At 59.9% G+C, this 13557-nt stretch carries 8 protein-coding genes; all 8 read right to left on the bottom strand.

Going from position 1 to position 13557, the window contains the following annotated elements; translation table 11 throughout:
* Positions 1–68: 68 nt before the first annotated feature.
* The 8 genes from nagB to CRI94_RS04150 all read right to left on the bottom strand — a co-directional run bounded on the left by nagB (position 69) and on the right by CRI94_RS04150 (position 13411).
* The gene (gene nagB / locus CRI94_RS04185; RefSeq protein WP_098074422.1) at positions 69–2042 is read right to left on the bottom strand and encodes a glucosamine-6-phosphate deaminase; all 1974 of its coding nucleotides are present in this window, start codon (positions 2040–2042) and stop codon (positions 69–71) included.
* Between the two features lie 60 nt (positions 2043–2102).
* Positions 2103–3323: an AGE family epimerase/isomerase gene (locus tag CRI94_RS04180; protein WP_098074421.1), complete on the bottom strand. Its 1221-nt coding sequence runs from the start codon at positions 3321–3323 to the stop codon at positions 2103–2105.
* A gap of 33 nt (positions 3324–3356) precedes the next feature.
* Entirely contained in the window at positions 3357–4319 is a 963-nt protein-coding gene (locus tag CRI94_RS04175; protein WP_098074420.1) for a DUF4434 domain-containing protein, read from the bottom strand.
* A gap of 49 nt (positions 4320–4368) precedes the next feature.
* Entirely contained in the window at positions 4369–5031 is a 663-nt protein-coding gene (locus tag CRI94_RS04170) for a carboxylesterase family protein (RefSeq protein ID WP_098074419.1), read from the bottom strand.
* Between the two features lie 144 nt (positions 5032–5175).
* A complete protein-coding gene (locus tag CRI94_RS04165) occupies positions 5176–7932 on the bottom strand; it encodes a glycoside hydrolase family 38 N-terminal domain-containing protein (protein WP_098074418.1) in 2757 nt (918 codons plus the stop codon).
* Between the two features lie 47 nt (positions 7933–7979).
* Positions 7980–9815: an FAD-dependent oxidoreductase gene (locus CRI94_RS04160; RefSeq protein ID WP_098074417.1), complete on the bottom strand. Its 1836-nt coding sequence runs from the start codon at positions 9813–9815 to the stop codon at positions 7980–7982.
* A 100-nt stretch (positions 9816–9915) separates the two neighbouring features.
* Positions 9916–11592, bottom strand: a complete 1677-nt coding sequence (locus CRI94_RS04155; protein ID WP_179862149.1) for a T9SS type A sorting domain-containing protein — start codon at positions 11590–11592, stop codon at positions 9916–9918.
* A gap of 166 nt (positions 11593–11758) precedes the next feature.
* A complete protein-coding gene (locus tag CRI94_RS04150; protein ID WP_098074415.1) occupies positions 11759–13411 on the bottom strand; it encodes a T9SS type A sorting domain-containing protein in 1653 nt (550 codons plus the stop codon).
* Positions 13412–13557 lie beyond the last annotated feature (146 nt).

Raw genomic sequence — 13557 nt, 5'->3', positions numbered from 1 at the left:
GTCGCGCCGTGTGTATGTTGAGACGACCGAGGGCTGCCGCTCGATTCGCTACATGATTGCACAGGCGATTACGGCATCTCGTGCGTCGTCACGAACGCTTCCGCTGCATAGAATTCCGGCAGCCCCAGACCGTTCAGGGTATCTGCGGTGTCGCAGTTTCGGTCCCGGGCGCGCTGCCAGAACTCGCGTTCGTCGTAGGCGCCGGGGAACATGGCCCGGTCCTTCTGGCTCTCGTGCTTGAAGATCGCTTCGACCTTTCGACCAAGATCCGCCTTCGAGAGCGGCACGAAAATATCCGCGCGGTCGATCTCCCACTCCTGCCACGCACCACGGTACAGCCAGACGAGCGGAGCAGCGTTAGCAGCAGGTTGCCCATCCGATCCAGCTCGTGCATCACGATATTCACCGAGCGCGTCGCGGATGGCCTGGTAACACATTCGGTGCGTGCCGTGCGGATCCGAGAGGTCACCGGCAACGAAAACATTGGTCGGCTCGACCTCCTCTAGCAGGTTTCGGACGACATCGACATCTGCCTGCGTGACCGGATCCTTGCGCACGCGGCCCGTCTTGTAGAAGGGCATGTCGAGGAAGCGGCAGTGCTCCGGCCCGAGGCCCATCACCTCCGTCGCCGCGACCGCTTCACCGTACCGGATGTAGGCTTTCAGCTCCTGCACCTCCTGAATATCCACCTCGCCCGGACTTTTCTGATCCAGGAAGCTCTCGATCTCCGCCCGCTTTGCGTTGAAGTGTTCGAACGCCTCCCCTTCGAGTCCCATCGTCGGGCCGCACATCTCGATAAAGCGGAGGTACCGTCGAACGTCGGAATCGAAGACGGCCACGGAGCCATTCGTCATGTAGGCTACCGTGACGTCGTTGCCATTGGCGACAAGTTTGTCAAGCATCCCTCCCATCGAGATGACGTCGTCGTCCGGATGCGGACTAAAGAGGATGACCCGCTCGTTCTTGATCAGATTGTCGCTGTAAACAATCCTCTGTCGGAGGTCCTCAAATATCTTGCGAGTCAGGTCGTCAATGCTGTCATAGCGATGGACGACGCCATGCATCTGGTTGCGGTAGAAGTCACCTGACTCCAGACGCGGAATCGCCTTGTTCAGCTTCTTGGATAGCCAAATCACGGCCTGCTTTTCGAGCTGCTCGTTCCACTCGATGTCGCGCACCAGCCACGGCGTCTTCACTCGCGTCAGTTCGCCAGCCGCGGCCCGGTCGAGGTAGAAGCTTGCGTTCGGGTGATCCTGCAGGTAACTCGCCGTGACGGATCGGTTCGCCTCTTCCTCCACAGCCTCCCGGACGATCGGAGCCTTGTGCTCACCGGTTGCCATCAGGATAATCTCGTCGGCGTCGAGGATCGTCCCTACGCCCATCGTGATCGCCTCCTGTGGCACGTTCTCCTCGCCGAAGAAGTCGCTCGCCGCATCCTTCCGCGTGATCTCGTCCAGAATGATCAAGCGCGTTCGCGTTTGCCGGCTCGATCCCGGCTCGTTGAAGCCGACGTGCCCGCTTCGCCCGATGCCGAGCAAGATAAGGTCAATGCCACCGGCCTTTTCGATCGCATGTTCGTATTCAATGCAGTGCCGCTCGACCTCCTCTCGCGGGATGTCGCCTTCCGGAATGTGAATCTGCGACTCCGGGATATTGACGTGATTGAAGAAATTCTCCTCCATGAACCGGTGATAGCTCTGAAGGCTCTCTGGATCCATCGGATAGTACTCGTCGAGATTGAAGGTCACGACATTAGAGAAGTCAAGACCTTCCTCCTGATGCATGCGGACGAGCTCCTGATAGACGCCAATGGGCGTCGAGCCTGTCGGCAGGCCGAGGACGAGCTCTTGCCCGACCGCCTGGCGTTCTTCGATCAGGTTGGCGATCCGTCGGGCCACGCGATGGGACATCTCTGAGGGCTTCTCAAAGATCAACACGGGCAGCCGTTCGCGCTGGGTTCCTCGGTTAGAGGCCTGACGCGATGCTTCGAACGCGGGCTCGTTCTGGGCTTTGGACGTTTGAGAGGCGGTCTTGGCATTCATCGTTTCAGAGGTCGGTTGAGCGAGAAGGTCGGAGCGATGCGAAAAGGAGCTGTTCCGGTGTCAATCGGATGCGTCGAGCATACCCAGAAGGCGTTCACACAGCCAGAGCGTCCGCGGAACGTGGAAGCAGCCTTTGTAGGCTGCACCTTTGAATCTGTGCGTCACGCGACCCTCGCGGTCGAGATAGCCAAACCACTCGCCGTGTTCGGGATCGGAAAAGTGATCAAAGGTGTAAGTATCCACGGTCTTGAAGGCCTGCCAATCTTCCTCGTCACCGAAGAGAGCGTAGTTGAGAAGATGGGCGTAGAGGGCTTCGCAGTGCGGCCACCAGAGCTTCATGAACCACTCGAGTTGCATCGGGCTGTAGCCGTCGGCGTCGAGGAAATAGAAGATTCCACCGTGCTCGTCGTCCCACCCTCGATCGAATGACCATCGCACGATGTCACGTGCGGTCTCCTGAAGGTCCGGCCGAGAGAGTCGTTGCGCCCAGTGTTGGACGAACCAGCCGGCTTCAATCGCGTGGCCTGGATTCAGGACCCGACCATCGGCACCGTCGAGTCGAGAGCCGTCTGGCGCCACGGATTCAAGCACCATCTTGTCGTCTGCATGGACGTGGAGCAGGATTCGCTCGAGTAGTTTGTCGACGCTGGACGCGTAGTCGGACGTATTCTCGCCCGCTACGACATCAATCAGATTCAGCAGAATCATTGGGATGGCCAGTGACCGTGCATCCGCCTGTCCCTCGTGCTGCGGGCGGCCCACTTTTGTCAAATCCGAGGACCATTCCCACAGCCGACCCAATCCTTCTTCGGCCTCTTTCAGGAGGTCCGGCCGGTCAGCTGCGCGGGCATACTCGGCGAGAGCCATCACGTAGAAGCATTCCGAGAAGATCTTCCGCTGCTGGTAAATCGGCCGGCCGTCCGCTGTGAGCGAGAAAAACACCTGTCCGTTCGGGCGAAGCGCATGATCGCGGAGAAATTTGAGGCCGTGTTGTGCGATGTCGAGCCATTCATCGCGTGGTTCGACGGTGCGATACAGAGCTGAAAACATCCATACCTGTCGACCCTGAAGCCAGCTGTGCTTTGTCGTGTCGTATACCGCGCCGTCGCGATCCAGACAGTTGTAGTATCCACCGTTCTCACGATCGATGGAGTGCTCCATCCAAAACGGAAGCACGCGGTCATACAGTTCACTCCGGTACCGCTGGCGAATGGACGAAATCTGAGTGCGCCGGTCGGGCGAAAGAGTCGCCGGATCGAGCGTCGGTGTAGGTAGGCGCATGTGCGTGCGTCGAGTCGATCGAAAAGAAAGGGTTTACGACTGCGTGATGGAGGAGCGGTCCTCTACGGACGGTTCGGCTGCCTGTGGAGATTTGTCCACATCGATCCACTCACGGTACCGGCGATGCAGGGCACGAGCGGCGGGGTGATCGGCGTTCGGACTCAGGAAGTGGGAGAACTCGAACGTAATCAGCTTGTCGAGCCCTGCCTCAGCAGCCTGTTCAATCTTGTAGCGAAGCTTCCGAAAATCGATCGGGGGAAATTTAATTCGGACATCGCGATCGAACGTCTCGACGTTCCCCCAGCTCTCGATTCCGTGGGCGGCGGCGAGCTCCCGGTTGGCCGCGAGGTAGCGCGGAAGCTCGGTCAGCGGCACATTGCCATCCTGGAATGCGACGACATCAACGAGGCCCTCGAGCCGCTCGAAGGCCGTACTCCACTCGCGGACGTGCTCGTCAAATCCAAGCGCCTCGTCCCCGAATTGCTTCACTCCCTTCATGTACGGTGACATCAGGATTGGCACATCGACCAGCTCGCGAAGATGATCGGAGAGCTCCTCGTAGACGTTCAGCATCCCGTCATCGTAGGCGTTGATCTCGTGACTGATGTACCAGCCGGCGAATGCCTCTCTATCGCCGTACTTCTCCGCGACCTCTGCACAGAACGGTTTGTTGATGTCAACCTCGTGCCGATAGTCGCCCTCGTCCCAGAACGTGCCGGCATCGTACGTGCCGAACCAGAAGTCCATGCCGCACCGCTCCGCTTCTCGTAAAAAGAGATCGACCAGGTCGTCGTAGGCCGGCATCATATCACGAGCATCCGACAGCACCTCCGAGTCGAAGACAGCACGGTCCCGGTAGCCGGCACGAATCAGAATGACGGTATCGATCCCGACGGCCTTCATGGCGTCGAAATCACGTGCCCACTCCCTCGCGCCCCAGTTTTGAGACGGAATATCATGGGTAATCTCGTCGAGAAAAGTCCCGGTCAGCTGCATCGTTCAGGAAGAGCGAGTTCAGAGGAAAGCTTCTACAGGATCCGCATCGCTAATCGCGCGGCTTTAAGAGCCAATCATAGATTTCCGTCCCACGGTACACATCCGTCCAGACCTCGTGTGCGGCGTCGGGGTCAATCGTGAGTTTCGCCTCCCCGTCAACGGACCGGATGGCGTCGACCATCGTTTTGGATTGCTCCGCCGGAATGACGGTATCCTGCGCACCGTGGAATGCCCACACCGGCACATCCACGAGCGAGGGAGCCCGCAGTGGATCGGCGCGACCGCAAATGGGTGCAACGGCTGTCCAGCGCTCAGGCGTACGCGCCGCCAGCTCCCACGCGGCGCTCCCGCCCATGCTGATGCCGGTCAACGCCATTCTCGCCTCGTCGACACGGTAGCGCTCCAGGCACGACTCAACCAGGGCCTCTAGAGCGGCAGCATTCCACCAATCCTCCAGATCGCACTGCGGTGCCACGATGATCGCTGGGATCTCATCCGGTGCGCTATCGGAAAGCGGTCCGTGCCGCTGCACAAGGTTGAGGTCGCGCCCCCGCTCCCCCGCCCCGTGGAGAAAGAGCAGAAACGGCCATCTGCGCGACGGATCCGTACGATACCCTTCCGGAAATCGAACAAGAAACCGTCCCTGATGCTCTGTCGTGACGACCCGAAGGAAACTGCGAGCGTCGATGTTCGAAGGAGAATATTGAGCCATGATCTTGGGTGTGCAGTAAAGACTGCAAACGTTTGCAATATCGAATCTGTCGGCTGAAGCCGGGTTCCGAATTTGCAGGGGAAGAAAAAAGGATGTCGCCCGCAGGCCGCGTGTACTGATTGGCAAGCGAGAAACTGCGCCAATTTATCGGAGAAGCAACGTCACCACTTCGTGCGGCCCTACCGTGATGTCGATCGTCCCTCTGTTTACATCGCGAACGGAGGCCTCGTCCCATCCCTCCTGCAGCGTCGAGACGCACCATTCTTCCACCTGGAGTCCGATCGAAAGGCGGGCCGTTTGCTCGTCGGCCGACAAATTGCAAAGTCGAATCGCCTGAGCGTCGTCCGTAACGGAAGGACGGAGCGCCGTAAGATCGATGGCTGGATTGTCAATCCTGGCGATGGAACGTGAGCGCGACCAGCGTCCCCTCGACTCGGCGTACGGGAGGTACGGAATTTCAGTCGCACGGGCCGGGTGTGCGAAGGCACGAGCGCGGCGCACCGCCTCGAATCGGGGTATGATGCCATGTCCCCAGGCGAGCTCGGCGTGCATCTCGCGCTGACACTGCGCACCGGGTGTTGGAACCGTCGGTCCGGCCTGACAGCCTCGGATGCGTCCATCCGCAACGGAGAGCCATCCAACGGCGCGATGAAGCGTCACGGCAACCTGCGCCTGCTCACCGTCGGTCAACAATTCGTACTCCGGGAGCCCACGGTTTGCGATCCACGTCCGTCGGCCCTGGTCGGAATCATCGGATGTCTGTTCTACCATCACAAAATCCCCCTGGTGCTGTGTCGGATAGTTCAGTTCGCCGGGATAGCCGTCGTGGCGCTCCGGCTCGTCCTCGGGGGTAAGCCATGGCGGCTTCTTCCTCGGACGCAGCGCGAAGTGGCCATCCGCCAGCGACTCGTCCCGAATCAGGCCCGTCGGGAGAACGATGCGAAGGCGCCCGTCCCGAGCCGTGTTCTCATAACGAACCGAGATGCCAACGGCCTGCTGCAGCGTGAGCGTGATATCGACCGTTAGATCGAGCGTCGTCGTCCCAATCGGCTGTTCGGCGTCACGATCGTACTGCTCCGGTACGGCGAGAGCATACTGAAGCTGTAGCGTCTCCCGGCGATCAGGATGGTGCTGACTCGAAACAAACTCTGCGTTCCACGGCCCATGGTCAGGAACCGGACCGTATGAGTAGGTGTCGCCGGCGTCGAGATGGTACTCGAATCCGAGTGCGTCACCGAAACGAGTCCCGGTTTCCTTCTCGAGAATCTGCAGGCGTTCACCCTCAACCCACACGCGGTACGCGTCATTCTCAAGTAGGACCTCCGCGGGGTCGTTCTTGTCCTCGATAGCTTGTAGCGTTTCGGCAATGCGAACGACCTGGTAGCCCAAGGGCGGAAGTTCGACGTCGAAGGAGACGCGGTATCGCCGTCCCCAGGTCGCCTCCAGATAGTTGCTGCGGACGACATCGCCCTCCGTTTCGAGCGTTTGGATGTCAACGGGCGTGCCGTCGGGCATCAACCCAGCGAGAGGTCGAGCCGGGCGTGGATCGTCGGACCGCGTGCCCTCGGGTTCGGGCATCATGATGGTGGCCTCCACGCGCTGCCTGTGCGCGAAGGGGTGCGGATTAAACACGAACACGTCTGTGGTACCAAGGTCAGGTGCCCCCTCGTCCAGCCGGTCGTCAGACGGCCATTCTTCGTTCCCCTGCGGTTCCTCAAATCCTCCGGACAGAACGAGTGACTCGAGGTGTTCGCGAAGAAGCGACGTTCCAATCTCGTCAATCTGCCGAAAGCGTTGCTCGTCGTCATCATGAACGGCGTCGACACTACATCCACAGATGTCGTCATGCGGATGATTACGGAGAAGAAGGCGCCACGCCTGATCGAGAAAGGGCCGCGCGTCCGGACCAACGGACTCCGTCTCAAGCCACGCGCTCATCGGCTCGACATGGCGCGTCAGGAGCGACTGCGCTCGGTGGTTCTGCTGCTTCAGGTAGATGCGAGTCGAGTAGACATTGAGCAGAATGGGATGATCGGCATTTCCGACAAGATCCCCTTCATACGTCTCGTGCGTCCCATACTCCGCAAGCAGAAGATCGACAAACTGGGGGAGCGTGCCGTGCTCCAGGTCCACATCCGTCATTCGCTTATTCAACGACGTGAGGAGATCGGGTAGCTCCGGCTGCTCCGGCATGTGATCGAAGCCGTTGCTCAGGAGGAGTGTCTTTTCCTGCTGAACGTCGCTGAGCGTCTCCACCGCCTCGCGGACCCGCTCCTCGGCGAGGTCGACCGTCGGCGTGTGACCGTCGAACCGGCCGTAGACCTCCGGATGTCCGAGATTCCCGGCCGGGAAGTAGCCCTGTGGCTGGTAGATTGCTCGCACCGTGGACCCATCCGGCGCCCGCCAGTCGAACGTGCCCCCCAGACGTTCCTTCTCCTCGCGCCCGAGACCGCGCATGAAGATGTACGTCTGCATGCCGAAACCGCGGAGGATCTGCGGCATCTGAGCGAAATGTCCGAACGGATCTGGAATGTATCCGACCGTCATCCCGCCACCAAATTCGTCGCAGTGCGCGCGGCCAACCTGCAGGTTGCGCACGACGGATTCGGCCGAGACGAGAAACAGGTCCGGCAGCGTGTACCACGGACCGATGAGAAGACGCCCTTCGTCGATCAGTGTACGGAGTCGCTCCTCCTGGTCGGGGCGAATCTCGAGATAGTCGTCGAGTAGAACGGTTTGCCCATCCAGCGTGAAGGCACGGTACTCCTCGTTCGTCTCCAGCAGCTCGATGAGCCGGTCGACGAGTCGCACAAGCCGGTGCCGAAAGACCTGAAACGGCAGGTACCAGGCCCGGTCCCAGTGCGTGTGGGAGACAACAATGCCGTGGAGAGGGGCGTCCATGATGCGGAAAGGGGAGAATGTTTTTGCCGGGGAGGCGTCGACCAATTCTATTGTGTGAGACTGTTCAGGGCCGTCACAAAGGCGCCGCGCGAAATCGAGGATGACCCGTAATCCATCGGAAGTGCCTCAGCAAGACGACCCGAGACATCCTCTTGCGTAAGTGAGTCTGTCGTCTCGTTCGTGGTAACGGCATCCGGCATTCCCGCGCGCGTTGCCCACTTGACCGCCCACTCTGCCGGCATGGGTTGATCGGGATGGAGTCGGGTCGGATCGTCCGCGCGAAGCACACCCTGAAGCGCGAGGTTTTGCACCGGGCGAAAGAGATCATGCCCCGTCGGGACGTCGTACATGATGTATAGCTGACAGCCAGCATCGAGCAGACTCTCCTGTACGCGCGGCACCGGGACATCCGCAGGAGCGCTGCCATCGGACACAGCATGCGCTGCGATGGCCCCGATGGCCTGTCCCATTAGCATCACGACGGGTTGCAGGCGCGTGCAGCCATTCACGATGTGCGTCACGGCGATGCTCTTTTCCCCGACGAGAAAGCTATCATCTCCATTCTCCGGGAAAAAGACGTTCGGTGAAACCTGGAATGGTTCGTTGTCAGGGAAGTCTTCGTCCAGACGGCAGTCCGGTGGGAGATGGTGCTTCGAGTGATGATGGTCCAGGAAGTAGTCGCCAACCGCAATGCTGTCCTCGATCACCGGTGCACGCGGGTTATCCCCGTCCGGCACCACGTCGGACTGCTTCATCACGTGGTCGTTGACCAGCCGGCGGCTCTCCCGGATGTACGGAATGGGCGGCAGATTGTCAGCGGTCGGGTACTCGTCCGTCGCGAGTTGCCACTCCGAATGCCCCAGCTCCGTCTGCATGTAGCGCACGAACTGCATGGTGTGCTGCTTTGCGGCAGCCAGGTGTCGGCGACGGTAATACCGATCCTCAAACATGGCCACCGGAGACGGAAAGTCGTTCGCGTGATGCGGCCAGTTGAGCAGAACTTTGTTGTTCGGGAGCTCAGCATACGTGATAAATCGCTCCCAACTGTGGACCGTGTGCCCGAGAAGCTTCTCGTCCGGATTCGGGCAATCCAGTTTTGTGCTGCACTGGAAGAAATCGAAGTGCTCCCGGTCCAGCGCCGACACCGGCAGGGCCTCTGCACCCGGCTGTTTGACCAGCGTGGCGGCATAGGTGAGGTCCTGCATCTCCTTGTCGGGCGTCTCGGGTGCAGCCTCTTCTCCGGTCTGCGCCTGGCTCTCGCGTCCGAGGCGGTACGGAATCCCGGCCAGCTTCAGGCCGTCGCCGTACTCGGTTGCATCCACAAACACCGAGCAGGTGATCGTCTGATCGGCATCGGTGCAGACGGGCGGCCCGTACGCCGGATCCGCTTCCGTGACGCGAATGCGCCGCTCTCGCGGTCCCACGCGCTCGTATCCGGTCGCCTCCACGCCCCGGAGGACGGTCAGCGTGTCGAGCGGGGCGATCATCTCCTTCAGAATGCCGTGTCCGACGTGCGGCTCGTAACAGTAGAGACTGATCCACCCGGTAAAGAGTGCATCGATCGAACCGTAGTGGTCGGCGAGTGCCTCGCGAAACTCGTGGACGAGGCCGCCGCCCGCACCATACTTATTGCCGTCGAGGGCGCTGACGCCAGCGGCCGTTAGCATGCCGCCGACCCAGGGTGACGGTTCCAGCACCACGACCTCTGCTCCCTGCCGCGCTGCCTGAATCCCGGCACACAGTCCGCCGGCGCCACCGCCAAAGATCACGATATCCGTTTCCCGGCTCGCTCGGCCCTGAAACCATGGGCCGTGAACATACGGACGAGCCGCGAGCCCGGCGAGGCCAAGCCCTGCATTACGGAGAAAGTCGCGGCGCTTCATCTTCGAAGGGGGAATGAGGCGAAATGACGGATGGCCGAAGCCGCTTCCGGGGTTCGCCTCTTCACAAGACGTGCGAACCCCGGCGAGCGAAACTCAGGCTTTACTGAACGACACTGACACGGGTGGTCTTCGTCTGCCCCATCGCCTCCAGGCGGATGAAGTAGACGCCGCTCGATAGACCCGATGCGTCGAACGACACGCTGTGCTCACGCGCAGCACGGGCACCCTGCTCAAGTACACGGACTTCCCGACCCAGCACGTCGTAAAGCGCGACGCGGACATTGGCTTGCTCCGGTAGCGCGTATCGGATTTTGGATGTACTGATGACCGGGTTCGGCGCACTGCCGAGTAGCTGCAGTCGGTCGGCCGAGAGGCGCACCGTGACCACGTCGCTCATTGATTCGCCACCATCCACATCCACCTGGCGGAGACGGTAGTCGATCGTCTCAGCGCCGAACGGAATTGAGGCATCGACGAACGAGTAGCTCGTGGCTTCAGTAGACGTTCCCTGCCCGGCGCGCTGGCCGATCGTGGCGAAAGAACCACCGTCAATAGCACGCTCAATTTCGAAGCGCTGGTTGTTGGTTTCGGACAGCGTCTTCCACGTTAGGGAGACATCGTCGCCGCTCTGACGCGCGTCGAAGTTTGCGAGTTCAACGGGGAGAGCCGAGCCCGTCGTGTACGAGCCCACGCCGTTATTTGTCGCCAGTACGAAAATAGTCGCCGTGTCGTCATCGTTGACGCGGACGGCGACATCGCCCGTCCCGTTCGTGTTGTTCTGCTCGTTCGCTCGCCCGAAGTTCGGCGTGCTTGCATACGGAAGGGCGGTACCAAGACCAAGGGAAACGTCGACAAGCTCAGCGAACTGATTTTCGCCGGTCGTATCCCATCGGAAGGAGACGGCCCACTGTTTGCCGCCCGCTTCGAAGTATTTGATTGAGTTGGTAAACGCAGTAAATGCACCCTGGTCCTGTGCCACCTCCGCTCCGGTTGCGTCGTACTGGATTGGAGCCACGTTCAATACATTTACGATGAATGGAGAGGCTCCAGGCCCAAGCGGCGCAACGCCGTTGATGTTGCCCGTTGGAGGACGGCCTGTTCTTTCGATTGCTTCCCCAGAGAAGGACTGGCCGTTGTCAGATGTCGTAAAGCGGTACACATATGAGCTCTCCCGCGCCGCCGTCGTAAGAATGGTCGCGCTGTTGTCACTCATCGAACCGACCATCGTGACCTGGCGTCCGACCCAGTCGCCCTCTGTTGAGCCGTTGCTCGGGCTATTGTCCGGGACCGAATAATCCACAACCGTCTCCGGCGAGCTATCCGTCAGACTGTCCCAGCGATAGCACTTGAAGTTCTCCGTCGTGCTATCTGTCCCAAAGGCGTTGTTCACCTCGTTGCAGGCGATAATGAAGCCGTCGTCGGAAATTTCGATGTCGGTGAGCTTTCGCCCGTCGCTGGGCGTCGGGAGACTCGTGACCGCCGGGAGCGTGCCCAGATCCGTGCCGTCGTTAGCGTCCAGGATGCGAATTTCGTAGGGGTCGTTCCCGCCACTCAGAATGAGGACGCGTTCAACCATTGTTCCGTTGCCGTCGTCCACCTGACCATACGCGAGGTAGCGCGTGTCATTGTTCGTTCGAAAATACGACGGTAGATTGCCCTCCGCCGTGGAGAATTCCCAGTCTGTCGAGAAGGATTGAGCTTGAGCCGGCGTCGTCGAAACAACGAGCCAGGACAGCGCCGTGAGTATGATCGCGAGTGTCGTTGCAATCCGTTTCATAAGCATCGGTATCGATTTGAGAGCCGTCCGGTGACGGCTCAGTTGGAAGAAACGGCAACCCTCGTTCTTCGGGTCACCCTTTTATATCCAGGCGGGCCCGGCGACGGCGCGATGCGGTCCGTCACCGGGGCTCCCGTCCTGAACATTCCGTCGATGCATCGTCCCGTTATCGGGCGATGGTCATCTTGCTCGTGGTGGCACCCCGGTCTGTCTCCAGACGGATCAAGTACGTACCACTGGCGAGCGTCGACGCATCGAAACTCACGCGATGCTGCTTCGCCATCTGCTCTCCATCAACCAGCACAGCCACCTCGCGGCCGAGGAGGTCGTAGACGGACAGGCGAACGTTCATCGCCTTCGGCAGCTCGAAGCGAATCTCTGCCTGACCGGATGCGACCGGGTTCGGCACAGAGCCGACGAGCGACACCGAGGAGGGCGTGAACGTGATGGACCGCGCATCCGTCAGCGTCTCATCGCCATCCACATCGATCTGGCGCAGACGGTACGTGACGTCGGAAACGCCGTACGGAATGCTGTTGTCGACGAATCGGTACGACGTAGCTTCCGTCGTCGTGCCCTGTCCCGGCTCGAAGCCAACCTTCGTGAAGGCACGTCCGTCGATCGAGCGCTCGATGTCGAAGCCCGAGTTGCCCGTTTCCGACAGCGTTTCCCAGCGGAGGGCGACGTTGTTTCCATCTCGGTCAGCCTCGAAGCTCGCGAGTTCAACCGGGAGAGGATCGGTATTGGTCGTGAATGAACCAATTCCCGTGTCGGCAGAAACTACGAATACGGTAACCGTACCATCTCCATTGTTTCGGACATCGATGTCGCCCGCACCATTCGGCGGACCGCCCCCCATTGACGGCGTCGAGTCGTACGGCAAGGCAGCGCTGAATCCACTTGTGACGTCGACAACTGTCGCCTTCGATCCGTTTCCGCCCATCTCGTAATTGAACGTTGCGAAGAACGAACCGGAGCTCGTCTCAAAGTACTCCACCGAATTCGTAAATGAAGAAACGATGCCTGCACCGCTTGGCACGGCCTCAGGAGACGTCCCATCAGCTGCGTACCGAGTCGGAGGAGCCCCTCCTGCATTGTAAATGAAGGGGGCATCGCCCGTGCCTATTGCGGCAACTCCGTTTAGATTGTCAAAGGGCTCGCCATCTGGACGATCAACTGTCTCAGAAGAAAAGCTCTGTGCATTATCAGTCGTTGTAAACCGGTAGACGTCGTTCACGCCACTGTCCTGAAACGCAGAAGCTGCCGTCAGAATCGTGAGCGTATTGTCGTTGGCGTTCCCCTTCACGTCGACGAGGCGTCCGATGTAATCAGACTCCCCATCATTATTTGCATCTGGAGCCGGGAAGCTTAAAACCTGAACCGGGTCTGCCCCGAGATCATCCCATCGATAACACCGAAAGTCTGTGACGTCTCCTGGAGCGAATGTGTTGTTTACAGAGTTGCATCCGATAATGATGTTGTCTCCCGTCACCTCAACATCCTGAATATTCCGTGTCGAGGTGCCCTGTATACCGTTCGTACTCAGCGTGCCGAGGCTCTGCCCGTCGGCTGGGTCGACAATCTCCACGTTGTCGCCACCGTGGCTCACGAGCAATCGCCCAACCATGGTACCGGATCCATCATCGACCATCCCGTAGGCGATAGCACGTGCATCCGTTAGATAGGCTGGTATCGACCCTGAGTTGACGTTCGCGGAGAACTCCCAATCACGGTCGAATGAGGTTTGCGAAAACGCCGGTGCGGCACACCACGCCGCGACGACGAGAAGCGTTAGGATTGAGGTAACAGTCCGTTTCATGAGATCAAAAGGGTTTGATTCGTAACGAGCGGGCGAGAGAAGCAGCAGGTGGCTTATTCGTTCATCGTTTCTTTCCAAAGTGTCGTCAAAAGCGCTTCCGATTGCAAACGTTTGCAATAGCGCGTCACGACTGTGTTACACTCTAT

The organism is Longibacter salinarum (genome assembly GCF_002554795.1).
Taxonomy (GTDB): Bacteria; Bacteroidota; Rhodothermia; order Rhodothermales; family Salinibacteraceae; genus Longibacter; species Longibacter salinarum.
The sequence above is the reverse complement of the archived record's forward strand: the minus strand, read 5'-3'. Positions and strand labels throughout refer to the sequence as shown.

Coding starts and splice junctions, on each gene's coding strand:
- CRI94_RS04180 (WP_098074421.1), bottom strand. CDS start 3,323: ATGCGCCTACCTACACCGACGCTCGATCCGGCGACTCTTTCGCCCGAC.
- CRI94_RS04150 (WP_098074415.1), bottom strand. CDS start 13,411: ATGAAACGGACTGTTACCTCAATCCTAACGCTTCTCGTCGTCGCGGCG.
- CRI94_RS04175 (WP_098074420.1), bottom strand. CDS start 4,319: ATGCAGCTGACCGGGACTTTTCTCGACGAGATTACCCATGATATTCCG.
- CRI94_RS04155 (WP_179862149.1), bottom strand. CDS start 11,592: ATGAAACGGATTGCAACGACACTCGCGATCATACTCACGGCGCTGTCC.
- CRI94_RS04170 (WP_098074419.1), bottom strand. CDS start 5,031: ATGGCTCAATATTCTCCTTCGAACATCGACGCTCGCAGTTTCCTTCGG.
- CRI94_RS04160 (WP_098074417.1), bottom strand. CDS start 9,815: ATGAAGCGCCGCGACTTTCTCCGTAATGCAGGGCTTGGCCTCGCCGGG.
- nagB (WP_098074422.1), bottom strand. CDS start 2,042: ATGAATGCCAAGACCGCCTCTCAAACGTCCAAAGCCCAGAACGAGCCC.
- CRI94_RS04165 (WP_098074418.1), bottom strand. CDS start 7,932: ATGGACGCCCCTCTCCACGGCATTGTTGTCTCCCACACGCACTGGGAC.